At 53.2% G+C, this 23,569-nt stretch carries 24 protein-coding genes; 9 read left to right on the forward strand and 15 right to left on the reverse strand.

Features of this window, described 5'->3' with window-relative positions; genetic code table 11:
* Window positions 1-38: 38 nt before the first annotated feature.
* From BZK41_RS18725 to xapA, 3 genes are all read right to left on the reverse strand, one after another.
* Complete coding sequence (locus BZK41_RS18725) at window positions 39-923, reverse strand: LysR family transcriptional regulator (protein WP_079939129.1); 885 nt, start codon at window positions 921-923, stop codon at window positions 39-41.
* Between the two features lie 98 nt (window positions 924-1,021).
* The gene (locus BZK41_RS18730) at window positions 1,022-2,278 is read right to left on the reverse strand and encodes a nucleoside permease (protein ID WP_079939130.1); all 1,257 of its coding nucleotides are present in this window, start codon (window positions 2,276-2,278) and stop codon (window positions 1,022-1,024) included.
* A 56-nt stretch (window positions 2,279-2,334) separates the two neighbouring features.
* Window positions 2,335-3,168: a xanthosine phosphorylase gene (xapA, locus tag BZK41_RS18735; RefSeq protein ID WP_079939131.1), complete on the reverse strand. Its 834-nt coding sequence runs from the start codon at window positions 3,166-3,168 to the stop codon at window positions 2,335-2,337.
* Window positions 3,169-3,459: 291 nt separating this feature from the next.
* On the opposite strand from xapA, the gene BZK41_RS18740 reads away from it, so the two are divergent.
* A complete protein-coding gene (locus tag BZK41_RS18740; RefSeq protein WP_079939132.1) occupies window positions 3,460-3,801 on the forward strand; it encodes a FlxA-like family protein in 342 nt (113 codons plus the stop codon).
* Here BZK41_RS18740 and BZK41_RS18745 read toward each other — a convergent pair.
* Window positions 3,792-4,718: a LysR family transcriptional regulator gene (locus BZK41_RS18745; RefSeq protein ID WP_079939133.1), complete on the reverse strand. Its 927-nt coding sequence runs from the start codon at window positions 4,716-4,718 to the stop codon at window positions 3,792-3,794. The two genes, BZK41_RS18740 and BZK41_RS18745, sit on opposite strands and share 10 nt — an antisense overlap.
* Before the next feature lie 89 nt (window positions 4,719-4,807).
* Here BZK41_RS18745 and BZK41_RS18750 point away from each other — a divergent pair, with 89 nt between their 5' ends.
* Window positions 4,808-5,806: a bile acid:sodium symporter family protein gene (locus BZK41_RS18750; protein WP_079939134.1), complete on the forward strand. Its 999-nt coding sequence runs from the start codon at window positions 4,808-4,810 to the stop codon at window positions 5,804-5,806.
* Here the strand turns inward: BZK41_RS18750 and BZK41_RS18755 are convergent.
* From BZK41_RS18755 to zipA, 3 genes are all read right to left on the reverse strand, one after another.
* Window positions 5,803-6,021, reverse strand: coding sequence for a DUF3820 family protein (locus BZK41_RS18755; RefSeq protein WP_079939135.1), 219 nt, complete (start codon window positions 6,019-6,021; stop codon window positions 5,803-5,805). The two genes, BZK41_RS18750 and BZK41_RS18755, sit on opposite strands and share 4 nt — an antisense overlap.
* A gap of 1 nt (window position 6,022) precedes the next feature.
* Complete coding sequence (ligA, locus tag BZK41_RS18760; protein ID WP_079939136.1) at window positions 6,023-8,038, reverse strand: NAD-dependent DNA ligase LigA; 2,016 nt, start codon at window positions 8,036-8,038, stop codon at window positions 6,023-6,025.
* Between the two features lie 71 nt (window positions 8,039-8,109).
* Window positions 8,110-9,123: a cell division protein ZipA gene (gene zipA / locus BZK41_RS18765; RefSeq protein ID WP_079939137.1), complete on the reverse strand. Its 1,014-nt coding sequence runs from the start codon at window positions 9,121-9,123 to the stop codon at window positions 8,110-8,112.
* A 230-nt stretch (window positions 9,124-9,353) separates the two neighbouring features.
* Between zipA and cysZ the strand changes: the two genes are divergently transcribed.
* From cysZ to crr, 5 genes are all read left to right on the forward strand, one after another.
* Window positions 9,354-10,115, forward strand: coding sequence for a sulfate transporter CysZ (cysZ, locus tag BZK41_RS18770; RefSeq protein WP_123267674.1), 762 nt, complete (start codon window positions 9,354-9,356; stop codon window positions 10,113-10,115).
* A 163-nt stretch (window positions 10,116-10,278) separates the two neighbouring features.
* Window positions 10,279-11,250: a cysteine synthase A gene (gene cysK / locus BZK41_RS18775; protein WP_003038091.1), complete on the forward strand. Its 972-nt coding sequence runs from the start codon at window positions 10,279-10,281 to the stop codon at window positions 11,248-11,250.
* Window positions 11,251-11,633: 383 nt separating this feature from the next.
* A complete protein-coding gene (ptsH, locus tag BZK41_RS18780) occupies window positions 11,634-11,891 on the forward strand; it encodes a phosphocarrier protein Hpr (protein ID WP_003038086.1) in 258 nt (85 codons plus the stop codon).
* A gap of 45 nt (window positions 11,892-11,936) precedes the next feature.
* Window positions 11,937-13,664: a phosphoenolpyruvate-protein phosphotransferase PtsI gene (ptsI, locus tag BZK41_RS18785; protein WP_079939139.1), complete on the forward strand. Its 1,728-nt coding sequence runs from the start codon at window positions 11,937-11,939 to the stop codon at window positions 13,662-13,664.
* 40 nt (window positions 13,665-13,704) lie between these two features.
* Window positions 13,705-14,214: a PTS glucose transporter subunit IIA gene (gene crr / locus BZK41_RS18790; protein ID WP_000522253.1), complete on the forward strand. Its 510-nt coding sequence runs from the start codon at window positions 13,705-13,707 to the stop codon at window positions 14,212-14,214.
* A 148-nt stretch (window positions 14,215-14,362) separates the two neighbouring features.
* Here the strand turns inward: crr and BZK41_RS18795 are convergent, their stop codons facing one another.
* Together BZK41_RS18795 and pdxK are read right to left on the reverse strand one after the other, a co-directional pair.
* A complete protein-coding gene (locus BZK41_RS18795; RefSeq protein WP_079939140.1) occupies window positions 14,363-14,602 on the reverse strand; it encodes a cytoplasmic protein in 240 nt (79 codons plus the stop codon).
* Window positions 14,599-15,465: a pyridoxine/pyridoxal/pyridoxamine kinase gene (gene pdxK, locus BZK41_RS18800; RefSeq protein WP_079939141.1), complete on the reverse strand. Its 867-nt coding sequence runs from the start codon at window positions 15,463-15,465 to the stop codon at window positions 14,599-14,601. Before pdxK ends, BZK41_RS18795 begins: the two co-directional genes overlap by 4 nt.
* Before the next feature lie 82 nt (window positions 15,466-15,547).
* On the opposite strand from pdxK, the gene ptsJ reads away from it, so the two are divergent.
* Together ptsJ and BZK41_RS18810 are read left to right on the forward strand one after the other, a co-directional pair.
* The gene (gene ptsJ, locus BZK41_RS18805) at window positions 15,548-16,840 is read left to right on the forward strand and encodes a transcriptional regulator PtsJ (RefSeq protein ID WP_079939142.1); all 1,293 of its coding nucleotides are present in this window, start codon (window positions 15,548-15,550) and stop codon (window positions 16,838-16,840) included.
* Window positions 16,841-16,853: 13 nt separating this feature from the next.
* Complete coding sequence (locus BZK41_RS18810; RefSeq protein WP_079939143.1) at window positions 16,854-17,570, forward strand: type 1 glutamine amidotransferase; 717 nt, start codon at window positions 16,854-16,856, stop codon at window positions 17,568-17,570.
* Between the two features lie 91 nt (window positions 17,571-17,661).
* Here the strand turns inward: BZK41_RS18810 and cysM are convergent, their stop codons facing one another.
* From cysM to ucpA, 6 genes are all read right to left on the reverse strand, one after another.
* Entirely contained in the window at window positions 17,662-18,573 is a 912-nt protein-coding gene (cysM, locus tag BZK41_RS18815) for a cysteine synthase CysM (RefSeq protein ID WP_079939144.1), read from the reverse strand.
* A 119-nt stretch (window positions 18,574-18,692) separates the two neighbouring features.
* Window positions 18,693-19,790 carry a sulfate/thiosulfate ABC transporter ATP-binding protein CysA gene (cysA, locus tag BZK41_RS18820; RefSeq protein ID WP_079939145.1) on the reverse strand — a complete coding sequence of 366 codons (1,098 nt, stop codon included), beginning with the start codon at window positions 19,788-19,790 and terminating at the stop codon, window positions 18,693-18,695.
* The gene (gene cysW / locus BZK41_RS18825; protein ID WP_003038064.1) at window positions 19,780-20,655 is read right to left on the reverse strand and encodes a sulfate/thiosulfate ABC transporter permease CysW; all 876 of its coding nucleotides are present in this window, start codon (window positions 20,653-20,655) and stop codon (window positions 19,780-19,782) included. The genes cysA and cysW overlap by 11 nt, the downstream gene beginning before the upstream one ends.
* Window positions 20,655-21,488, reverse strand: a complete 834-nt coding sequence (gene cysT / locus BZK41_RS18830) for a sulfate/thiosulfate ABC transporter permease CysT (RefSeq protein ID WP_003038061.1) — start codon at window positions 21,486-21,488, stop codon at window positions 20,655-20,657. Before cysT ends, cysW begins: the two co-directional genes overlap by 1 nt.
* Window positions 21,489-22,505 carry a thiosulfate/sulfate ABC transporter substrate-binding protein CysP gene (cysP, locus tag BZK41_RS18835; RefSeq protein ID WP_003835019.1) on the reverse strand — a complete coding sequence of 339 codons (1,017 nt, stop codon included), beginning with the start codon at window positions 22,503-22,505 and terminating at the stop codon, window positions 21,489-21,491.
* A gap of 156 nt (window positions 22,506-22,661) precedes the next feature.
* On the reverse strand, window positions 22,662-23,453 hold the full coding sequence (gene ucpA, locus BZK41_RS18840) for an SDR family oxidoreductase UcpA (protein WP_003835020.1): 792 nt from the start codon (window positions 23,451-23,453) through the stop codon (window positions 22,662-22,664).
* Between the last annotated feature and the right edge of the window lie 116 nt (window positions 23,454-23,569).

Below are 23,569 nucleotides of genomic sequence, written 5' to 3' on the forward strand. Positions count from 1 at the left end.
AGGCCGGATAAGACGTTAGTCGCCATCCGGCACAGACATCACATCGTCAATGCCGCTACCAGTTTCTCCAGCGCGGGTGTCGCCTGCTGTTGGTCATACACAATATATAAATCCGCCGGAATACGTTCCTCTAACGGTCGGAATACTACGCCAGGCCAACTCATCTGCGCATAACTGTCAGCAATTAACGTAATACCAATCCCCATGCTGATCATCGCCAGCACCGTTTGCGGCTCCCTCACCTCACGAATAATCATCGGGGAAAATCCAGCACTCAGGCAAACGCGCTGCAAAAATGCCCAGTCGGTATGAATGGAAGGCATCGTGACAAAATATTCATTTCTCAGCGCCTCCAGCGGTACGGATTCACTGGCAGTAAGAGGATGCTCTTCCGGCATGGCAACCAGAAAAGAGGACTCATGCAAGCGTAGACTGGTAAACCCGGGAGAAAGCTCCGTAGCCATCCGCCAAATTCCCGCATCCAGTTCACGCCGCTCCAGCATCGTCATCTGCATAGCAGGCATGTTCTCGCGAAACAGCACCTCAACATTGGGATTATCCTTCAGAAAACGCCGCATCACCGGGCGCATTTTTCCCCACATCGCAGTACCGATAACGCCAAGCTCAATTCGCCCTGCCTCACCACGACCAATCTGCTCCACTCTCGTCAGCGCCTGATTGGCACTGGATAACAGTCGGCGCGACTCTTCCATCAATATCTTCCCAGCGTGAGTTAACGCCACGCTGCGGGAATGACGGATAAATAGCAAAGTGCCGAGCTGTTGCTCCAGCTCTTTAATATGGGTACTGAGCGGCGGTTGCGACATATTCAGGCGAGCAGCGGCACGTCCAAAATGCAGTTCTTCTGCGACAGCAAGAAAATAACGCAGTAACTTCAGATCGATGCGGTGCGTGCGTTCCATGGATAATGCGCTCCTGAAATAAGGATAATGCGCAAAGTTACCACATTGCCTCGCAGAAAATGAAACGGCGGGTATCAGAACCCGCCGCCAATGGAGCGTTAATGTGCCAGTGATTTCTGCGCCAGTCGTTCAGGCTCATGCTTGTACTTAAAGAACAATGCAAAGATAACCGCCAGAGCCAGCGCATATGCGGCAAACACCAGCCAGATGGTCTGCCAATCCTTGACGCCATCGACAGAAAAATAGTCCACCGCCATACCGCTCAGGATTGAACCCACCCATGCGCCAACGCCGTTTACCATCGTCATAAACAGCCCCTGCGCACTGGCGCGAATGTTAGAGCTAACCTCCTGCTCGACAAATACCGATCCCGAGATATTGAAGAAATCAAACGCACAGCCGTAGACAATCATCGACATCAGCAGCAGCACAAAACCAAACGGCGACGGGTCGCCAAAGGCAAAGAAGCCAAAACGCAGCGTCCATGCCAGCATGCTCATCAGCATCACCGTTTTAATGCCAAAGCGTTTAAGGAAGTACGGAATAGTGAGAATAAAACCCACCTCCGCCATCTGTGAAACGGAAAGCAATATGGAGGGGTACTTCACCACAAAGCTGTCGGCAAATTCCGGGTTACGGGCAAAATCATGCAGGAACGGATTGCCAAAAACATTAGTGATTTGCAGCACCGCCCCCAGCATCATCGCAAATAAAAAGAAGATTGCCATCTGCGGTTTTTTAAACAGGACAAAGGCGTCCAGACCGAGCTTGCTGGCAAGCGTGGTACTTGCTTTCTTCTCAGCAACCGGGATTTTCGGCAACGTAAGCGCATACAGAGCCAGCAGCAGCGATGCACCTGATGCGATATACAACTGCGCGCTGCTCAGTTCCAGCCCCATCAGGCTGACTGTCCACATCGCCACAATAAACCCTATGGTGCCAAACACGCGGATTGGCGGGAACGCGGTGACCGGATCCTGACCCGATTGCGCCAGGCACGAGTATGAGACGCTGTTCGATAACGCAATCGTCGGCATATACGCCATTGCGTTAACCAGCATCACCCAAAACATGGTCTGTGGGTCGGTAACGATTGTGGCATATAACAACACGCCCGCACACACCAGATGACAAAGCATATAGGCGCGCTCGGCGCGTAGCCATTTATCGGCAATAATGCCCATAATGCCCGGCATGATAATCGCCGCCAGCCCTTTCGAACTGTAAATCATACCGACGTTCGCGCCGGTAAAATCCAGGGTGTTAATCATGTAAGAACCCAGGGTCACCAGCCAGCTTCCCCAGATAAAATATTGCAAAAACGACATGAGCTTTAAGCGAGATGCGATACCCATTTTTCCGTTCCTTGCCAAAAAGTAAGACCCCGCAAGCGGGGTCATTTTTTAATTATTCAGGCCAGTTTGCGCAAGAAGCCGCAGATCAGGTTGATGAAATTCTGCCGGGAGAGTTCCGCCGCTGCCAGCGTCTGCGCGTGAGATAATTTCACATCACCCAGACCTTCCGCCAGGTTGGTGATAGCCGCCACCGCAACCACTTTCAGACCGCAGTGACGCGCTGAGATAACTTCAGGCACCACCGACATGCCCACCACGTCGCCACCGATGATTTGCATCATGCGGATTTCTGCCGCGGTTTCAAAATTCGGCCCCGGATAAGAGACAAAAACCCCTTCACTCAACGGGAACCCTTCTTCTGCGGCAACAGTTTGCAGGACCGCGCGGTAGTCAGCATCATAGGCATTCGCCAGCGAAAAGAATCGCTCGCCAAAACGCTCATCGTTAAGCCCAACCATCGGCGTACCCGGCATCGTATTGATATGATCGCTAAGCGCAACGAGGCTACCCGGACCGACTTCGGGGCGCAAAGAACCTGCGGCATTAGTGCAAAACAGCAGCTCACAGCCCAGCAGCTTCAGCGTACGAATGGCATCCGTCATCACCGTCATGCCGCGACCTTCATAGAAATGTCCACGCCCTTTCATACAGGCTACCGGAATTCCCGCCAGATATCCCAGCACCAGTTCACCGGCATGACCGTGTACGGTGCTCACCGGGAACCCCGGCAGTTTCTCGTAAGAGATGGCCACCGCATCCTCAATTTGATCCGCCAACGCCCCCAGGCCGGAGCCGAGGATAAAGGCTACGCGCGGCGTAAAATCCGGCTTGTAACCACGAATGATATCGGCGCTATACCAGGGATTTTGCGAGAAAAGAGAGTGGCTCATGAGATATCCTTAATACTGAGTAATCGAAAGTAACGTAGCGTACCGCACTGTTATAGCGAGACTGCGCAATCGATTACCAATACCGTTTATCCTGACAACCGATAGTAAATCGGTATCGATGAGTTGCACTAAATCAGCCTGAAATCACATTATTTTCGAGCCAGAAATGGCACAGGAAAACAGATACATTAAGGTTTGGGATTTTTATGATTAATCTCCACTCGGCCGTATTGTCACTGAAGTTCTGTTCGCTGATGCCGATACTCATGTTTTATGGCGCGAGGAGTCCGTATGACAACTATTAACGTTTCCACCCCAACTGTTCAAAGCAGTAGCGGCGGCGGAAAAGCATCAGCCGGGAATGACATCTCCGCACAGATTGCACAAATCACCCAAAAGATAACCAAGCTAACCCAGCAGCTCAAAGATATCCCCAATAGCAGTGGCAGTGTTGAGCAGAAGCGCGAGCAGCAGGAACTTATTCAGACTCAAATCAAGATGTTACAAGCACAACTTGCTCAATTGTTGCGCCAGCAGGCCGAGGAATCACAGCAAAAGCAGAGCGCCGATCAAAGAAAAGCTGAGGGCGTCAACAATGCTACCGACCCACATCGGGTCGATATTTATATCTGATACAACGGATCGCGTGCCCGACCGGCGGTTAATTCACTGGCCTGCATCCGCACCACGTCCCACAGCGCCTGGGCCGCAGTCGATAAAGAACGATTTTTACGTCGTGCCAGCATCAGTTGTCGTTCCACAACCGGCGTCAGGCGTTTAACCTGCAAATGGCTGCCCTGCGGTAAAGGGAGCGCCAGCGCGGGCAGCACGCTGATACCAATCCCCGCCTCAACCATCGGGAACAGTGTGGCAGGGTGACCAATCTCCTGAACAATATTGGCCTCAATGGAAAAGTGGGCCAGTGCCGCATCGATCAGCGGTCGGCTGCCAGAAGCGTAATCCTGTAGAACCAGACGTTCATGATAGAGATCCTGCCAGTTTACCCATTCGCGTTGGGCTAGCGGATGATCCTCTCGACACAGCAACAGGAACGGTTCGGATAACACCGCTTCACACTGTAGATCGGTCACTGCGCCGGGATCTATCACAATGCCAAAATCCACCTCGCCCTGACGAATACTCTCCAGCACCCACTGTTGTGGACGATCGTGCAGCACAAAATCGATCGCTGGATAAAGCTGATTACTCTGGGCAATACACTGGGGAATAAGGTGAGCAGAGATCGTCTGGCTGGCGGCAACGCGCACCGTTCCGGTTAACTGCGTTCCCACCTGGCCTGCTTCGCGCAGCGTGCTGTGCAGTTCATCCAGAATACGTTCCAGCCGCGCCGCCAACTGGTGCCCTGCTTCCGTCAGCACCACTTCCCGCGTTGTTCTATCTAACAACCGCACACCCGTCTGCGCTTCCAGCTCTTTAACGCTGTGGCTGACCGCAGACTGGCTTAAGCCAATGATATCCCCCGCCCGGCTAAAGCTTTTGGCCTGAGCGACGGTAACAAAGATACGGAGCTGACGCAGAGAGTAATTCATCTATTCGATTCATATATGGATGCAATAAATCAATTTTATTTCTCAAACGGAAAAACGCAAAATGTTCCTACCGAATTTCAGGAGCTTTTATGAAACTTTTTCGTATCCTTGATCCGTTCACGATAACGTTGATTACTGTCGTATTACTGGCGTCCTTTTTCCCGGCCGAGGGTGGCTTTGTGCCTTTCTTTGAAGGCTTAACCACCGCTGCCATTGCCCTGTTGTTTTTTATGCACGGGGCGAAGCTTTCGCGTGAAGCCATTATTGCCGGCGGTAGTCACTGGCGTTTGCATCTGTGGGTGATGTGCAGCACGTTTGTTGTTTTCCCGGTGCTGGGCGTTCTGTTCGCCTGGTGGGCGCCGATTAATGTTGACCCGATGCTGTACACCGGTTTCCTGTACCTGTGTATTTTGCCGGCCACGGTGCAGTCGGCAATCGCTTTTACGTCGCTGGCGGGGGGTAACGTTGCTGCCGCCGTGTGTTCCGCTTCGGCCTCCAGCCTGCTGGGTATTTTTCTCTCGCCGTTGCTGGTTGGCCTGGTAATGAATATGCACGGCGCAGAAGGCAGTCTGGAGCAGGTGGGGAAAATCATGCTGCAACTGCTGCTGCCGTTCGTACTGGGACACCTTTCACGTCCGTGGATTGGTAACTGGGTGTCCCGACATAAAAAATGGATCGCCAAAACGGACCAATCCTCCATCTTGCTGGTGGTGTACTCCGCCTTCAGTGAAGCCGTGGTTAACGGGATCTGGCACAAAGTGGGGATTGGCTCGCTGCTGTTTATCGTGGTGGTCAGCATCGTATTGCTGGCAATCGTGATTGGTATCAACGTCTTTGTTGCGCGTAAATGCGGCTTCAACAAAGCCGATGAGATCACCATTGTCTTTTGCGGATCGAAAAAGAGCCTGGCGAATGGGATCCCAATGGCAAATATTCTGTTCCCGACCTCAGTGATAGGAATGATGGTGCTGCCGTTGATGATCTTCCATCAAATTCAGCTGATGGTGTGTGCCGTGCTGGCACGTCGCTACAAGCAACAAACGGACGCATTGCAGGCGCAGCAGAAAAGCCGCGCCGCAAAAGCTTAGAGTGGGCGTTTCAGGGGCTGCACCAGTTGGGTCAGCCCCTCTGTTTTAATCAGCAGCGTGATTTGCATCAGCTCGCCGAGCTTGCCCGGCGGGAATTCATCCTTACGGTCAAACCACAGCAGATACTCTTCCGGTACATCAATCAGCCGACGCCCTTTATATTTGCCAAAGGGCATCACGGTATTGGCGATTTCAACCAGCTGCTCTTTTTCCATCTCAGGCACCCAGTAAGCGGATCATTTCAGCTTCATCGATCACGGCAATACCCAGTTCCTGCGCTTTTGCCAGTTTCGACCCCGCCGCTTCACCGGCAATCACCAGGTCGGTTTTCTTCGATACGCTACCGGCCACTTTTGCACCCAACTCGGTCAGTCGCGCTTTGGCGTCATCACGCGACATCTGGCTCAGACTCCCGGTCAGCACTACCGTTTTACCCGCGAAGGGGCTGTCGATTTCTTCAGCGTTGATAACCACCGGCGCTGGCCAGTGAATCCCCTGCTCCAAAAGCTGGACGATCACCTCGCGGTTACTCTCTTCGGCAAAGAAATTAAACACGTGGGTCGCTACCACGATGCCGACATCCGGCACTTTTTGCAGCTCTTCAATGGAAGCCGCTTCCAGCGCCTCAAGGGTGCCAAAATACGCCGCAAGACCAGCCGCCGTAGCTTCGCCGACTTCGCGAATACCCAGCGCGTAGAGGAAACGGGCAAACGTCGTTTCTTTTGCTTTTTCCAGCGCATTCACCACGTTTTGCGCCGATTTCGGTCCCATGCGATCAAGACCGGTCAGCTTACCTGCGGTCAGCGTGAAGAGATCCGCTGGTGTGTGGACATACTCTTTCTCGACCAGTTGATCGATAATTTTGTCGCCCATGCCGTCAACGTCCAGCGCGCGGCGGGAAACGAAGTGTTTCAGCGATTCCTTACGCTGCGCTCCGCAGATTAAACCACCGGTACAGCGAGTGACCGCTTCACCTTCCACACGCTCAACGTCAGAGTTACATACCGGACAGTGGGTGGGAAACTCAATTTCACGCGTATCGTCCGGGCGTTCGGAAAGCACGACGTTCACTACCTGCGGGATGACATCGCCCGCACGGCGAATGACGACTTTATCGCCAATACGCAAACCAAGACGCTCAATTTCATCCGCATTGTGCAAGGTGGCGTTACTGACCAACACCCCGGCAACCTGAACTGGCTCAAGGCGAGCCACGGGTGTAATCGCCCCGGTGCGTCCAACCTGAAACTCAACATCGCGTACGAAGGTCATTTGCTCCTGCGCCGGGAACTTGAAGGCCACAGCCCAGCGCGGCGCGCGAGCGACAAAACCCAGTTGCTCCTGCAACGCCATGGAATTGACTTTGATCACCACACCGTCGATATCGAATCCCAGCGTCGGTCGGTCTTCTTCAACCTTGTGATAGTAAGCAAGTACTTCCTCCGGAGAGTCGCAAAGCGTAACTCTGTCGCTCACCGGCAATCCCCACTCTTTAAATTGCAGCAGACGGCCCAGGTGGGTATCAGGCAACACACCACCTTCCAGCACACCAACGCCATAGCAGAAGAAAGTAAGCGGTCGCTTCGCTGTGATACGCGGATCGAGCTGGCGCAATGACCCGGCCGCCGCGTTACGCGGGTTAGCAAACACTTTGTTGCCAGTGCGGCGGGCCTCTTCGTTAATTTTTTCAAATCCGGCCTGCGGCAGGAACACTTCACCGCGCACTTCCAGACGCGTCGGAATGTTATTGCCACGCAGTTTTAACGGGATCGCACGAATGGTGCGCACGTTCGAGGTAATATCCTCACCCGTAGTACCATCACCACGCGTTGCAGCACTGACCAGCACACCGTTTTCATACAGGATACTGACCGCCAGTCCGTCCAGCTTCAGTTCGCAGCACCAGGTTAGTTTGTCCGTACTCTTCAGTCTGTCCTGCACGCGCTTGTTGAAGGCGAGAAAACTCTCTTCATCAAACACGTTATCCAGCGACAGCATTGGCACTTCATGGCGAATCTGGCTGAACGCTGCTAACGGGGCGGCGCCAACACGCTGGGTTGGTGAGTCGGGGGTGATAAGTTCCGGATGCTGCGCTTCCAGCTCGCGCAGTTCACGCATCAGGCGATCATATTCCGCATCGGGAATTTCCGGCGCATCCATCACATGGTAGAGATACTCATGATGGCGAAGCGTGGTTCGCAGTTCTGTCAGTTGTTGTTCGATTGATTCCATATCGCACCATCAATGATAAAAAACCCCCGACAGGCGGGGGTTTAGCAAGGAGATGTCACGCCAGAGGAGAATCAGGCGTGAGATTCTTTAACTTCGCGGATGCGGTCCTGATACTCGCGCAGTTTCTGCGGCGTCATCATGCGACGTTGATCGTCGAGCACCACACCACCCACTTCATCGGCGATGTGCTGTGCGGACTGCAGCATCAGCTTAAAGTTTTGCAGCTCGTCCCCATAGGACGGAACCTGCATGAAAATAGTCACGCCAGGGGTGCTGAAATCACCCGTCATTTCGGGATCAAACGTTCCTGGGTTAACCATATTGGCAAGGCTGAACAGCGACGGACCGCTGCCATCCGGGCTCAAATGACGATGGAAAATATTCATATCGCCAAATTTAAAACCGGCTTGCTGAATGCTGTTGAGCAGCACTTCACCGTTGAGCTCGCTACCGTGATGCGCCGCAACGTTCATAATAATGACCGCTTCTTTACGCTGCGGTTTTTCAGCAACAGGTGCTTTTTCAACTACCGGCTCAGGCTGCGGTTGATGTTCAACGGCAGGCTCTGCGGGCTGGAAAGTCTGCGGCGCAGGTTGCGGTGCTTGCTGCACGGGCTGCTGAACCTGCGGAGCAACGGGCTGATGCTGCATCGGCTGCTGCACAGGTTGCTGCTGAACAGGCTGATGTTGCACCGGCTGCTGCGGTTGTACAGGCTGCGGCTGCTGCTGAGCATGCGGCGGCGGTACCGGCGCTTGTGCAGGCTGCGGCGCGGGTTGACGCGGCTGAGCAGACGCATAAGGCGGCTGGTACTGGTGTTGCGGCGACTGAGGAGGAACACCATGTTCCTGCACGTTACCGGGAGCATGATTCACACGATGAACGCGAACTTCGCCCACGCCTTCGTCTTCCTCGACGTTGTCGTCGAACGAATCCTCGTCTTCACGTTTAGACTTCATGCGTTTCAGTGGGCGATCGCGGAATATAGAAGACCGCTCTTTACGGCTAGTCCAAAAACCATGTACCAGTAAAGCGATTATGGCGATCGCGCCAACAATGATTAATATCAGACGCAAATCCTGCATCATTATATTCTCTGTTGTTCTAACACCTTGCCACCACGGCAAACATTTACTCACTAAGAGTATTTGTCGATTACGCCAAGTGCAAGTGCACTCTTGGCTTTCACGGCATAAAGATGAACAAAATTGTGCTTTTTGCTGTTTTTTCGAACATTTCTGAACAGCTTAACGCTCAACAACCCGGTAAGATACGCAAAGTTTACCAGAGCTTATATAACAAGGAGTATGTCCTGACCATGGTTTCATCATCTGCAGTCGTACCTCGCAGCGGCCTTTATTACTTTTCACAGGGATGGAAGCTCATCAGCCAACCGGGCATTCGTCGCTTTGTCATCCTGCCTTTGCTGGTGAATATCCTGCTGATGGGCGGCGCATTCTGGTGGCTATTCACACAACTCGATAGCTGGATCCCCGCGCTGATGAGCCACGTCCCTGACTGGCTTCAGTGGCTCAGCTACTTGCTGTGGCCGATTGTCACTATCTCCGTACTACTGGTGTTCGGCTACCTGTTTTCCACCATAGCCAACTGGATTGCCGCGCCGTTTAACGGTCTGCTGGCTGAACAACTGGAAGCGCGCTTAACAGGTGCGACACCGCCTGATACCGGCGTTCTCGGTATCATGAAAGATGTTCCCCGTATTATGAAACGTGAATGGCAAAAACTGGCGTGGTATCTCCCGCGCGCCGTCGTGTTGCTGATCCTCTATTTCATTCCGGGTATTGGGCAGACTGTCGCCCCAGTGCTGTGGTTCCTGTTCAGCGCGTGGATGCTGGCCATTCAGTACTGCGATTATCCGTTTGATAACCATAAGGTGCCTTTTAAGGAGATGCGCGTCGCGCTGCGCACACGCAAGGTCACCAATATGCAATTTGGCGCATTGACCAGCCTGTTCACCATGATTCCGGTGCTCAATCTGTTCATCATGCCGGTCGCGGTTTGTGGTGCCACGGCGATGTGGGTAGACTGCTATCGTGCTAAGCACGCGTTATGGAAGTAATGCAAAAATGTGTAAAAGCGGGCTGGCTTATGCCCGCTCTTATTCCATACTGCAACGCATTATTTCCTGGTGGCATATAGATATACGAATTCCTTACTTCCCCATACTTTCTCAACAGGTATGCTGAAGCGGTATCCCAATTTCATACAGTTAAGGACAGGCCATGAGTAAGATTTTTGAAGACAACTCGCTGACTATCGGTCATACGCCGCTGGTTCGACTGAACCGTATCGGTAACGGACGCATTCTGGCGAAGGTGGAATCACGCAACCCGAGCTTTAGCGTCAAATGCCGTATCGGTGCCAACATGATTTGGGATGCCGAAAAACGTGGTGTACTGAAACCGGGTGTAGAGCTGGTCGAACCAACCAGCGGCAACACAGGGATCGCGCTGGCCTACGTTGCCGCCGCTCGCGGTTACAAACTGACTCTGACCATGCCTGAAACTATGAGCATTGAGCGCCGCAAACTCTTAAAAGCGCTGGGCGCTAACCTGGTGCTGACCGAAGGTGCAAAAGGCATGAAGGGCGCGATTCAGAAAGCGGAAGAAATTGTGGCCAGCGATCCGGAGAAATTCTTGCTGCTGCAGCAGTTCAGCAACCCGGCAAACCCGGAAATCCACGAAAAAACCACCGGCCCGGAAATCTGGGAAGATACCGATGGCCAGGTTGATGTCTTTATTTCCGGCGTCGGTACCGGCGGTACGTTGACTGGTGTGACCCGTTACATTAAAGGCACTAAAGGCAAAACCGATCTGATCACCGTCGCGGTTGAACCTACCGACTCCCCTGTTATCGCTCAGGCGCTGGCAGGTGAAGAACTCAAACCAGGCCCGCATAAAATTCAGGGCATTGGCGCAGGCTTCATTCCTGGTAACCTTGATCTGAAGCTTATCGATAAAGTCGTTGCCATCACTAATGATGAAGCTATTTCTACTGCGCGTCGTCTGATGGAAGAAGAAGGTATTCTGGCTGGGATCTCTTCCGGTGCAGCAGTTGCTGCCGCGCTTAAGCTCCAGGAAGATGAAACCTTTACCAATAAGAATATAGTGGTTATTCTACCGTCATCGGGTGAGCGTTATCTGAGCACTGCACTGTTTGCCGATCTCTTCACAGAGAAAGAACTGCAACAGTAGTGCCAGCATGTTAAAAACGCGTAAAAAAGCACCCTTTTGGGTGCTTTTTTGTGGCCTGCTTCAAAGTTTCAACTCGCCTGGCATTGATTCAGCCCGCCGGAACTGGTATTTAACCAAACTAATTATTTTGATGCGCGAAATTAATCGTTACAGGAAAAGCGCTAGCTGAATCGATTTTATGATTTGGTTCAACTCTTCCTTTCGCGGCATAATGTTTAATGACGAACGAAACGTCAGCGGCAAGAAGTTGCCAGCAACGGATTGCACCGAACTCCTTTTGTGTCGCGTCCAGTTTACGCCGATGCTAACAATACAGGCTAAAGTTAAGCCGCCAGGCTAGACTTTAGTTCCACAACACTAAACCTATAAGTTGGGGAAATATAATGTTCCAGCAAGAAGTTACCATTACCGCTCCGAACGGTCTGCATACTCGCCCTGCTGCTCAGTTTGTTAAAGAAGCAAAAGGCTTTACTTCTGATATTACTGTGACTTCTAACGGCAAAAGCGCTAGCGCCAAAAGCCTGTTTAAACTGCAGACTCTGGGCCTGACTCAGGGTACCGTTGTCACCCTGTCCGCAGAAGGTGAAGACGAGCAGAAAGCAGTTGAGCATCTGGTTAAACTGATGGCTGAACTCGAGTAAGTTCAACGAGTTCTTTTAAATATCAGTCACAAGTAAGGTAGGGTTATGATTTCAGGCATTTTAGCATCCCCGGGTATCGCTTTCGGTAAAGCATTGCTGCTGAAAGAAGACGAGATCGTCATTGACCGGAAAAAAATTTCTGCCGACAAGGTTGATCAGGAAGTTGAACGTTTTCTGAGCGGTCGTGCCAAGGCATCTGCGCAACTGGAAGCGATCAAAACCAAAGCTGGTGAAACGTTCGGTGAAGAAAAAGAAGCCATCTTTGAAGGGCATATCATGCTGCTCGAAGATGAGGAGCTGGAGCAGGAAATCATAGCCCTGATTAAAGATAAGAACATGACGGCTGATGCAGCTGCGCATGAAGTTATCGAAGGTCAGGCCACAGCCCTGGAAGAGCTGGATGATGAATACCTGAAAGAACGTGCGGCTGACGTACGCGACATCGGTAAACGCCTGCTGCGTAACATCCTGGGTCTGGCAATTATCGACCTGAGCGCTATTCAGGACGAAGTTATCCTGGTAGCCGCAGACCTGACCCCGTCAGAAACTGCACAGCTGAACCTGAACAAGGTGCTGGGTTTCATTACTGACGCGGGCGGACGTACTTCCCATACCTCTATCATGGCGCGTTCTCTGGAACTGCCTGCCATCGTAGGTACGGGTAGCGTCACCTCTCAGGTGAAAAACGACGACTATCTGATTCTGGATGCCGTAAACAACCAGGTTTACGTCAATCCGACCAACGACGTTATCGAGCAACTGCGTGCCGTTCAGGAGCAGGTTGCTACCGAGAAAGCAGAACTCGCTAAGCTGAAAGATCTGCCGGCTATCACGCTGGACGGACATCAGGTTGAAGTTTGCGCCAATATCGGTACCGTTCGTGACGTTGAAGGCGCTGAGCGTAACGGCGCTGAAGGTGTGGGTCTGTACCGCACCGAATTCCTGTTCATGGACCGTGAATCGCTGCCAACTGAAGAAGAACAGTTTGCTGCGTATAAAGCCGTTGCTGAAGCCTGTGGCTCTCAGGCGGTCATCGTCCGTACCATGGACATCGGCGGCGATAAAGAGCTGCCGTACATGAACTTCCCGAAAGAAGAGAACCCGTTCCTGGGCTGGCGTGCCGTGCGTATCGCCATGGATCGTAAAGAGATCCTGCGTGACCAGGTTCGCGCTATTCTGCGCGCCTCTGCTTTCGGCAAACTGCGCATCATGTTCCCAATGATCATCTCTGTTGAAGAAGTGCGTGCACTCCGCAAAGAGATCGAAATCTACAAACAGGAACTGCGCGACGAAGGTAAAGCATTTGACGAGAGCATTGAGATTGGCGTGATGGTGGAAACACCGGCTGCGGCAACAATTGCGCGTCATTTAGCCAAAGAAGTTGATTTCTTTAGTATCGGCACCAATGATTTAACGCAGTACACCCTGGCAGTTGACCGTGGTAATGATATGATTTCACACCTTTACCAACCAATGTCGCCATCTGTGCTGACGCTGATCAAGCAAGTTATTGATGCTTCTCATGCTGAAGGCAAATGGACTGGCATGTGTGGTGAGCTTGCAGGCGACGAACGTGCTACACTTCTGTTGCTGGGGATGGGTCTGGACGAATTCTCTATGAGCGCCATTTCTATCCCGCGCATTAAGAAGATTATCCGTAACACGAACTTCGAAGATGCGAAGGTGTTAGCAGAGCAGGCTCTTGCTCAACCGACAACGGACGAGTTAATGACGCTGGTTAACAAGTTCATTGAAGAAAAAACAATCTGCTAATCCACGAGATGCGGCCCAATTTACTGCTTAGGAGAAGATCATGGGTTTGTTCGATAAACTGAAATCTCTGGTTTCTGATGATAAGAAAGACACCGGAACTATTGAGATCGTTGCTCCGCTCTCTGGCGAGATCGTCAACATCGAAGACGTGCCGGATGTAGTTTTTGCTGAAAAAATCGTTGGTGATGGCATCGCTATCAAACCAACCGGTAACAAAATGGTTGCCCCTGTTGATGGCACCATCGGCAAAATCTTTGAAACCAACCACGCTTTCTCTATCGAATCCGACAGCGGCATTGAGCTGTTTGTTCACTTCGGTATTGATACCGTTGAACTGAAAGGCGAAGGCTTCAAACGCATCGCTGAAGAAGGTCAGCGCGTGAAAGTGGGCGACCCGGTTATTGAATTCGATCTGCCGCTGCTGGAAGAAAAAGCCAAGTCTACCCTGACTCCGGTTGTTATCTCCAACATGGACGAAATCAAAGAGCTGATCAAACTGTCCGGTAGCGTGACAGTGGGTGAGACTCCGGTTATCCGCATCAAGAAGTAATTCTTTTTGCAGAGAAAAATGGCGCCATCAGGCGCCATTTTTTTTATCTGATGGATATCAAAACCCTGCCGGATGGCGCTACGCTTATCCGGCCTACAACGAACTCCGTAACGTAGGCCGGCTAAGGCATATGTGCCGCCATCCGGCATTAAATCTGTGAGGTGACCGGTCGGTAACACGCCTCGCGCATCAGAATTTTCATCCCTTCCGGCCCGCTTTCCAGCATCCGTCGCTCCGAGTCCGCCACTAACAATTCACAGTCGTAGCCACCCGCAATACCAAACATGGCCCGCGCTACACAGATATCTTCCAGTGCTGCTGCCCCGTTGGTGTCAAAATGTCCAACCATACGTCCATTCTGGCGAATCACCAGCCGGTAACTCTTCATCGCGTCTCCCCTGCCGGTGGCAAAATTAATTCATCACAACCGCACAGGTGCGTCCACGTCATCACGTCCAGCACCCGCTGCGCGGCGTCGTACGTCGCGGTCGTCAGCGTTTTCCCCAGTACAAGGCCGCTCACCAGCTCTGCACAAAACAGATCGCCAGTCCCCTTCAGATCCGTTTTCACTCGTGGATGAGCTAACACCTCAACCGTTTCAGCCGTCACCACCGCAACGTTAATAATCTCTTCGGTGTCGCCCGGCGCGCTGGTAATCACCACCCATTTCAGGGTGTCAGTGAGCAGTGATTGTGCCGCGGTAATGGATTCATCAAGCGTACGACACGGCTTTCCGCTCAGCATTTGCAGCTCAAACACATTTGGAGTCAGCCCCTGTGCCAGCGGCAGCAGGTGCTGACGATAAGCTTGCGGGATTTCGGCTTTCACATACATGCCGCTATCCGTATCGCCAATCACAGGGTCGACCAAAATGCACAGCTCCGGATGCGTGGCCCGAACGGTTTCCAGCCACTGTGCCAGCAAGGCGATTTGCTCCGCGCTGCCCATGTACCCTGTAGTCACCGCCTTTAGCTCGCGCAGGGCATCACGCTCGCTTAAGGCGCGGAGATAGCCGCTAAACCAGTCGGGCGGAATAACGCCGCCGTAAAAGGTTTCATAATGCGGGGTATTACTGAACAGCACCGTGGGCACTGCCGTCACACGTAACCCCTGCGCTTTAATGGCCGGGACAGCGATGCTGTTGCCTACGCTGCCATACACCACCTGTGACTGGACGGCGACAATATCGGTCTGTAACGCCCGATGCGTGCCGTCAAAGAGCACTGACTGGATATCACTCTCCTGCTCCATAAATTTCTCCTCTCGCTGGACAGCGGGCCTACGCCTCACTATTATCGTCATATGCTAAAATTCATTTTGTCATAGGTCAATAATGATCGACGGAAAAACCGCTAACGAAATTTTTGACAGTATCCGTCAACATGTCACTACAGGCACGCTGGCAGCGGGAGAAACGTTGCCGCCAGTGCGGGAACTGGCAACGGAATTAAACGTGAACCGCAATACTGTCGCGGCGGCTTACAAACGCCTGGTCACCTCCGGGTTGGCACAGAGCCAGGGACGCAATGGCACGGTGATTAAGGGAATTACGGCCCCCGCTGCGCTGGAAGGTGGTAATCCGGATACCCCGCTTATCGATCTTTCCGGCGGTAATCCAGCGCCCTCGCGTCTTCCTGACCTGAGTAGTTATTTCGCAAAGATAAATAAGAATCCGCGCTTGTACGGCGATGCCGCTGTATCACCTGGACTTAAGGCATGGGCAGCGCAGTGGATGCAGGATGCTATGCCCGGCAAAGGGGAAATTGATATCACCAGCGGCGCCATTGATGCTATCGAACGGCTACTGTGCGCCCATTTACTGCCTGGTGATAGCGTTGTCGTAGAAGATCCATGCTTTTTGAGCAGCATCAACATGCTGCGCTATGCCGGATTCTCAGCAAACCCGGCCAACGTCGACCACGAAGGCATGCTGCCGGACCAACTGGAACTCGCGCTACAGAAAGGCGCGCGGGCAGTAATTCTGACACCGCGCGCGCATAACCCCACAGGATGCAGTCTGAGCGCATCCCGCGCGGCGCAATTGCAGGAAATCCTGGCCCGCTATCCGCAGACGTTGGTGATCGTCGACGACCACTTTGCGCTGCTATCTGCTTGCCACTGGTATCCGGTAATTGCGAAGGAAACCACGCACTGGGCGATTGTCCGTTCGATGTCAAAAACGTTAGGTCCGGATTTACGCCTCGCCATCGTGGCCAGCGATCCGCTCACTTCCGGAAAACTGCGTTTACGACTCAACTCCGGCAGTCAATGGGTCAGCCATCTGCTGCAGGATCTGGCCTGCGCCTGCCTGAGCGATGAGACTTATCAGCACACGCTGGCGCAAACTCAGCAGTTTTACGCAGCCCAACAGCAAAAGCTGACGGCTGCTCTGCGGCGACATGGCATTGAGTTGCCCGTTGGTGACGGTCTGAATATGTGGCTACCGCTGGAAGATAACAGCCAGGCGATCGCTTTTGCGCTGGCAAAGTCCGGCTGGCTGGTGCGGGAGGGCGAAGTGTTTGGCGTCAATACGCCTGCTCACGGCCTGCGTATTACGCTGTCAACCTTAACTGACAGCGACATTGATAAGCTGGCGGCTGATATCCATCAGGCGCTAAAGCGCTAACAGGAGAGAAAAAGTGCGAGTTCATTTTGTTATTCATGAGTCTTTTGAATCTGCTGGCGCGTATCTGCCGTGGGCCGAATCACGCGGCTATACCCTCAGCTGGTCGCGCGTTTATGCCGGAGAAGCGGTCCCGGCTAATGCCGATGGCTTCGATATGCTGGTGGTATTTGGCGGTCCGCAGTCACCACGAACCACACTGGCAGAGTGCCCGTACTTTGATTCTCAGGCCGAGCAGCATCTGATCAACCAGGCGATTGCGGCACGTAAAATTGTGGTGGGGATCTGTCTGGGGTCGCAGTTAATCGGCGAAGCGCTGGGTGCGAAAGTATGCCAAAGCCCGGAAAAAGAGATTGGTCACTACCCGATCGCCCTGACCGAGGCAGGCCAACAGCACCCGTTGTTCAGCCATTTCGGCTCACCGCTCACCGTCGGTCACTGGCACAACGACATGCCAGGGCTAACCGACCAGGCGACTATTCTTGCCGCAAGCGAGGGCTGTCCACGACAAATCGTACAATACGGTAATTTTGTTTATGGTTTTCAGTACCATATGGAGTTTACGGCTGATGCAATTGAAGGGCTGATTCAACACTCCGAACAAGAACTGGCGGAAGCTAAAGGCAAGCGCTTCATCCGCACTGTGGAAGAGATGCGTACCTGGGATTACCAGCAGATGAATGAAAAGCTGTGGCAATTCCTTGATAAACTGGTAGAAAAACGTAACGATTGATCATGGCAGGCCGGATAAGACGCTTTACGTCGTCATCCGGCGATCGTGTCATGCGTTTGCCTGATGTCGCTATGCTTATCAGGCCTACAAACTAAATCCCCAATCCCTGGTTAAAGTGCTCTTCACCAAACACGCCGGTTGAAAGGTAGCGATCGCCGCGATCGCAGATGATCGCCACCACCACTGCCCCCGGTGTCGCGCGCGCCACGCGTAGCGCCCCCGCTACCGCGCCGCCAGAACTGACACCACAGAAAATCCCTTCACGCACGGCCAGTTCACGCATGGTGTTTTCCGCATCATTCTGATGAATATCCAGCACTTCATCCACCAGCGAGGCGTTAAAAATACCCGGCATATATTCCGCAGGCCAGCGGCGAATTCCCGGAATACTACTGCCCTCTTCCGGCTGCAGGCCAACGATAGTTACCGCTTTTTCTTGCTCACGCAGAAAACGTGACACGCCGGTAATGGTGCCTGTCGTTCCCATACTGGAGACAAAGTGGGTGATACGACCTGACGTCTGCTGCCAGATTTCCGGTCCCGTGGTGGTGTAATGCGCGTACGGGTTATCCGGATTATTAAACTGATCCAGCAGCTTACCTTCTCCACGCTGCGCCATCTCAAGGGCTAAATCGCGCGCGCCTTCCATCCCCTGTTCTTTGGTCACCAGAACCAGTTCAGCCCCGTAAGCACGCATCGCCGCACGTCGCTCCTGGCTCATGTTGTCTGGCATCAGCAGCTTCATGCGGTAGCCTTTCAGCGCGGCGATCATTGCCAGCGCAATACCAGTATTACCGCTGGTCGCCTCAATCAGCACGTCGCCGGGCTTAATTTCTCCGCGCTTTTCCGCTTCGACGATCATCGACAACGCGGCGCGGTCTTTCACCGAACCCGCGGGATTATTGCCTTCCAGCTTGACCCAAATTTCACTGCCGTTATCCGGCGCCAGACGTTGTAATTTCACCAGAGGCGTATTGCCAATTGTTTGTTCTAATGTGTTCACGTTTTCAGCTCAATAAAAATGCCGGGTGGCGCTGTGCTTACCCGGCCTACAGGTCATGCTGCACCTGGTAAGCCCGGTAAGCACAGCGCCACCGGATGATAACTATACGAATTAACCTATCAGGCACTTTGCGCCAGGGCAAGTTCCTCTTCACGCGTTTCAATACGCTGGTCGCCGTTATACAGACGCGCATTTTGCAGCCCGACAAACAGACGTTCGCCGCGGCTTGGGGAAGCATCGCCCTGCATGATGACCGTCAGCGGTTCGTTATACCACCCCAGGGGTTGCACAACTAATTGGGTGTAGTGTCCTTTCGGACTGGCTTCCAGCACCTGTACCGGCAATGGTGAATCCAGGCTGGTACGACGGCTGACGTCCACTTCCCACGGGCGCAGGAACAGATCCACCGGTCCCTGATAGCCAGGCGTATAACCCAGCGGCCAGCGGTGCGCGCCCACGTGGAATTGGCCGCCACGAATCGTCCCCTGCAGGCGGTTAACCTCACCCATAAATTCCAGAACAAAACGGGTAGCCGGTTCGCGCCATACCTGATCCGGCGCATCAGCCTGTTCGATATGACCCTGGCTCATCACCACCACGCGGTCTGCGACTTCCGTTGCTTCTTCCTGGTCGTGGGTCACAAACACGCTGGTAAACTTCAGCTCTTCATGCAGCTGGCGCAGCCAGCGACGCAGCTCTTTACGCACCTGCGCATCAAGCGCGCCGAACGGCTCGTCGAGCAATAAAATCTGCGGCTCCACCGCCAGCGCACGCGCCAATGCCACACGCTGCTTTTGTCCGCCGGAGAGCTGTGCCGGGAAACGGTCCGCCAGATGAGCCAGTTGAACCATTTCCAGAAGTTTGGTCACTTTTGCTTTGATGGCCGCCGCATTCGGGCGTTCACGCCGTGGCAGGACCGTCAGACCAAACGCGATATTGTCGAAAACGGTCATATGGCGAAACAGCGCATAGTGCTGGAACACGAACCCCACTTTACGGTCGCGAGCATGCAAACGGCTGACGTCGGTACCGTGAAAACGGATATGCCCGCTGGACTGATGCTCCAGCCCGGCAATAATGCGCAGCAGCGTGGTTTTGCCCGAGCCAGACGGCCCCAGCAGCGCAACCATCTGACCTGAAGGAATATCCAGCGAGATATCGTTCAGCACCTGGGTGCGACCAAAAGACTTCTTAATATTGGCAATCTCAATGCTCATGATTTTCCTCCTGCTGCGCGCGTTTTTCCTGGTTCTCCAGACGCCATTGCAACATGCTCTTCAAAAACAGGGTAATAATCGCCATCAGCGTTAATAGCGCCGCGGCGGTAAAGGAGCCGACCGTGTTGTAGTCCTGCTCCAGTAATTCAATCTGTAATGGCAACGATAAGGTTTCGCCGCGAATCGAGCCGGAAACCACCGACACCGCACCAAACTCACCAATCGCACGGGCGTTGGTCAACACCACACCGTACAGCAATGCCCAACGGATATTCGGCAACGTCACGCGTCGGAACATCTGCCAGCCGGACGCGCCAAGCAGCACAGCCGCTTCATCTTCATTGCTGCCCTGGCTTAACATCACCGGCACCAGCTCACGCACTACAAACGGACAGGTCACGAACACTGTCACCAGCACCATCCCCGGCCAGGCAAACATAATTTGCAGGTTATGCTCATCCAACCATCCGCCAAGCGGGCCGTTAGAGCCGTAAAACAGCAGATAGACCAGACCGGCGACCACCGGCGAGACAGCAAACGGAATATCCAGTAACGTCAGCAGGAGTTGGCGTCCTGGGAAGTTGAAGCGAGTCACCAGCCAGGCCAGCAACACGCCAAACACCAGGTTCACCGGCACCGCAATCAGCGCAATCAGCACCGTAAGCCAGATCGCATGCAGCATGTCCGGGTCCGCCAGGTTCTGTAATACCGGCATTAACCCCTTGCTGAACGCCTGCACGAAGATGTAAATCATCGGCACCAGCAAAATAAACGCGGAGACCAGCATGCCCGTGCCGATTAAAAACCATTTCCCCCAGTTGATGCGGGGTGCACCATAGCGTTTCAATTGGGTAATGTCTGCCATCAGTGACCTACCACGCGTCGACCAAAGCGACTTTGCAGGGTGTTAATTGAAAACAGCAGCAACAACGAAGCCCCGAGGATCACAGAAGCAATCGCGCTGGCGGCCGGATAGTCAAACTCCTGCAGGCGAACAAAAATCATCAGCGAGGTCACTTCCGTTTTCCACGCGATGTTTCCGGCGATAAAAATAACCGCGCCAAACTCACCGAGGCTGCGGGTAAACGACAGCGCAACGCCCGCCACCAGTGCGGGTGACAGCTCCGGCAGCACCACTTTACGGAAACTCTGCCAGCGCGTAGCACCGAGCGTTTCTGCCGCTTCTTCATATTCCGGGCCTAACTCTTCCAGTACCGGTTGCACGGTACGCACTACAAACGGAATACTGGTAAACGCCATCGCTACCGCGATACCGAGCCAGGTGTAGGTCACCTTGATATCCAGCTTCGCCAGCCACTCGCCGTAGAAGCCATTAACCGAAAACAGTGACGCCAGCGTCAGACCCGCCACCGCTGTAGGCAGCGCAAACGGCAGATCCATCAGCGCATCCAACAGCGTACGGCCCGGAAAGCGATAGCGGGTTAAGATCCACGCCATCAGCAAACCGAACACGCCGTTAAAAATCGACGCCACAAACGCCGACAGCAGCGTCACTTTATAAGCCGCCACCACCTGCGGATTGGTAATCACATCCCAGTATTGCGCCCAGCTCATTTGCGCCAATTGCATCACCAGCGCGCTCAGCGGCAGCAGCAATATCAGGCAGACAAACAGTAAGCTGGTGCCCAGGCTCAAAGTGAAGCCGGGCAGCACGCGTCGGGAAGAAACAGCAAACATTTACTTACGCCCCGCCGCCAGCAGTTTGTCCAGCTCACCGCCGCTGACAAAGTGCGTTTTCATCACTTCAGGCCACGAGCCAAACTTATCTTCCACACGGAACAATTCGGTCTGCGGGAATTTATCTTTCAGCTTGTCCATTACCTGTGGGTTATTCACGCGATAGTAGAAATCGGTAATGATGGTTTGCGCCTGCGGGCTGTACAGCCAGTTCAGGTAAGCTTTCGCCGCTTTTTCAGTACCGTTGGCTTGCACATTTTTATCTACCCAGGCCACCGGGAACTCCGCCAGAATATTGACCTTCGGCACCACCACTTCGAAGCCCTGGTCTTCATACTGTTTACGGATGTTGTTCACTTCCGATTCAAAGGTAATCAGTACGTCGCCCAGACCGCGCTCCACGAAGGTGGTGGTTGCACCACGACCGCCGGTATCAAACACTTCCACGTTTTTCAGAAACTGGGTCATGAACTGTTCGGTTTTGGCTTTATCTCCCCCATCCGCTTTATCTGCCGCGCCCCATGCTGCCAGATAGGTATAGCGTGCGTTTCCGGAGGTTTTCGGGTTAGGGAAAATCAGTTTCACGTCCGGGCGAACCAGGTCGTTCCATTCGTGGATATTCTTCGGGTTTCCCTTACGCACCAAAAACGCCATGGTGGAATAGAATGGCGAACTGTTATTCGGCAGGCGGCTTTGCCAGTCGGCAGGGATCAGCTTGCCTTTGTCATGCAGGATCTGCACGTCAGTCACCTGGTTATAGGTCACCACATCGGCTTTCAGCCCTTGCAGAATCGCCAGCGCCTGTTTTGATGACCCGGCATGAGATTGTTTAATCGTCAGTTTGTCGCCGCCGTTATCCTTCGCCCATTGCTGTTCAAACGGCGGATTAAGGGCGGCAAACAGCTCGCGGGAAACATCGTATGAACTGTTCAGCAGTTCCGTTGCCTGCGCCTGCCCCACCAGCAACAGCATGGCTGCCAGCGTCAGTGTTCTTTTTTTCAGTAAGTTAACGGCCATTGCGCACCCTTATAAATTAAATGACTTTCTTATGGTCATCATATTTATAACCAGTGCTAAAGGAGTAACGGTTTTATATACCGTTTGATGATTTGAAAGTTGAAAAGAGAATAAGGAAGACCTCCCCAGATTTACCGGGGAGGAGATAGGCGTCGATCAGACGCCAACGCTTACGCTTTCAGGCAAAGTGCTGCCGCCATCAATCACGTTTTGCGTGCCAGTTAAATAACTGGACTCATCCGATGCCAGGAACGCCGCCAGTTCACCGACTTCAAGCGGGCAGGCCAGACGACGCATCGGGATCGCTTTCGCCATTTCGACTAATACGGATTCAGGATCTTCCGGGTTAGACTGACGCGCAATGCTTTCCGCCATCGGCGTACGAACGTAGCCTGGGCAAATGGCATTCACGCGAATGCCGGACTGCGCATATTCTACCGCCAGGGATTTGGTCAAACCGATGATCGCGGCTTTCGACAGCGCGTAGGCCGTTTCGCCCGGGTCGGCAACCATATCGCCGGTCACTGATGACATCATCACGATGCGCCCGTCTTTGCGCGCAATCATCTCCGGCAGAACGGCTTTCGTCACGTTCCAGACGCCTTTAATGTTGATATCAATGTGGAAATCGCGATCTTCATCGCTCATATCAAGGAAGTTGCCGAGGCGGCATACGCCGGCATTGTTCACCAGAATATCGATTTTGCCTTCAATCTGCTTCGCGCGCGTCACCGCTTCCTTGACCGACGCAAAATCTCTGACGTCAGCGTGAACGGCTGTACAACGGTGCCCACGCCCAGCCAGCTCATCCGCCAGTTTTTCAATCTCATCGGAGATATCCAGCAGGATTAAGTTCGCGCCATGGCGGGCAAACGTTCTGGCGATACCCTCGCCAATACCCTGAGATGCGCCCGTAATCAATGCTGTTTTGCCCGTGAGTTTTCCCATTTCAATATTCTCCTTTTGAATATGAAGCCTTCGCTTCATTCACGCAGAAGATACAGCAATAACAAATTAGTGCTGAGGAATAGCTCACTAAATCAGGTTAATTTCAGGTAAAAAAA

The organism is Citrobacter sp. A316 (assembly GCF_002042945.1).
In the GTDB taxonomy this organism is placed as follows: Bacteria; Pseudomonadota; Gammaproteobacteria; order Enterobacterales; family Enterobacteriaceae; genus Citrobacter; species Citrobacter portucalensis.

What these genes read in the sequence shown, in the direction of transcription:
- cysP (WP_003835019.1), bottom strand. Translation starts at nt 22,505, where the DNA reads ATGGCCGTTAACTTACTGAAAAAAAGAACACTGACGCTGGCAGCCATG.
- BZK41_RS18750 (WP_079939134.1), top strand. Translation starts at nt 4,808, where the DNA reads ATGAAACTTTTTCGTATCCTTGATCCGTTCACGATAACGTTGATTACT.
- ptsI (WP_079939139.1), top strand. Translation starts at nt 11,937, where the DNA reads ATGATTTCAGGCATTTTAGCATCCCCGGGTATCGCTTTCGGTAAAGCA.
- BZK41_RS18745 (WP_079939133.1), bottom strand. Translation starts at nt 4,718, where the DNA reads ATGAATTACTCTCTGCGTCAGCTCCGTATCTTTGTTACCGTCGCTCAG.
- BZK41_RS18725 (WP_079939129.1), bottom strand. Translation starts at nt 923, where the DNA reads ATGGAACGCACGCACCGCATCGATCTGAAGTTACTGCGTTATTTTCTT.
- cysK (WP_003038091.1), top strand. Translation starts at nt 10,279, where the DNA reads ATGAGTAAGATTTTTGAAGACAACTCGCTGACTATCGGTCATACGCCG.
- cysT (WP_003038061.1), bottom strand. Translation starts at nt 21,488, where the DNA reads ATGTTTGCTGTTTCTTCCCGACGCGTGCTGCCCGGCTTCACTTTGAGC.
- ligA (WP_079939136.1), bottom strand. Translation starts at nt 8,038, where the DNA reads ATGGAATCAATCGAACAACAACTGACAGAACTGCGAACCACGCTTCGC.
- zipA (WP_079939137.1), bottom strand. Translation starts at nt 9,123, where the DNA reads ATGATGCAGGATTTGCGTCTGATATTAATCATTGTTGGCGCGATCGCC.
- ptsH (WP_003038086.1), top strand. Translation starts at nt 11,634, where the DNA reads ATGTTCCAGCAAGAAGTTACCATTACCGCTCCGAACGGTCTGCATACT.
- BZK41_RS18755 (WP_079939135.1), bottom strand. Translation starts at nt 6,021, where the DNA reads ATGGAAAAAGAGCAGCTGGTTGAAATCGCCAATACCGTGATGCCCTTT.
- cysA (WP_079939145.1), bottom strand. Translation starts at nt 19,790, where the DNA reads ATGAGCATTGAGATTGCCAATATTAAGAAGTCTTTTGGTCGCACCCAG.
- BZK41_RS18795 (WP_079939140.1), bottom strand. Translation starts at nt 14,602, where the DNA reads ATGAAGAGTTACCGGCTGGTGATTCGCCAGAATGGACGTATGGTTGGA.
- cysZ (WP_123267674.1), top strand. Translation starts at nt 9,354, where the DNA reads ATGGTTTCATCATCTGCAGTCGTACCTCGCAGCGGCCTTTATTACTTT.
- pdxK (WP_079939141.1), bottom strand. Translation starts at nt 15,465, where the DNA reads ATGGAGCAGGAGAGTGATATCCAGTCAGTGCTCTTTGACGGCACGCAT.
- cysW (WP_003038064.1), bottom strand. Translation starts at nt 20,655, where the DNA reads ATGGCAGACATTACCCAATTGAAACGCTATGGTGCACCCCGCATCAAC.
- crr (WP_000522253.1), top strand. Translation starts at nt 13,705, where the DNA reads ATGGGTTTGTTCGATAAACTGAAATCTCTGGTTTCTGATGATAAGAAA.
- ucpA (WP_003835020.1), bottom strand. Translation starts at nt 23,453, where the DNA reads ATGGGAAAACTCACGGGCAAAACAGCATTGATTACGGGCGCATCTCAG.
- BZK41_RS18740 (WP_079939132.1), top strand. Translation starts at nt 3,460, where the DNA reads ATGACAACTATTAACGTTTCCACCCCAACTGTTCAAAGCAGTAGCGGC.
- ptsJ (WP_079939142.1), top strand. Translation starts at nt 15,548, where the DNA reads ATGATCGACGGAAAAACCGCTAACGAAATTTTTGACAGTATCCGTCAA.
- BZK41_RS18730 (WP_079939130.1), bottom strand. Translation starts at nt 2,278, where the DNA reads ATGGGTATCGCATCTCGCTTAAAGCTCATGTCGTTTTTGCAATATTTT.
- xapA (WP_079939131.1), bottom strand. Translation starts at nt 3,168, where the DNA reads ATGAGCCACTCTCTTTTCTCGCAAAATCCCTGGTATAGCGCCGATATC.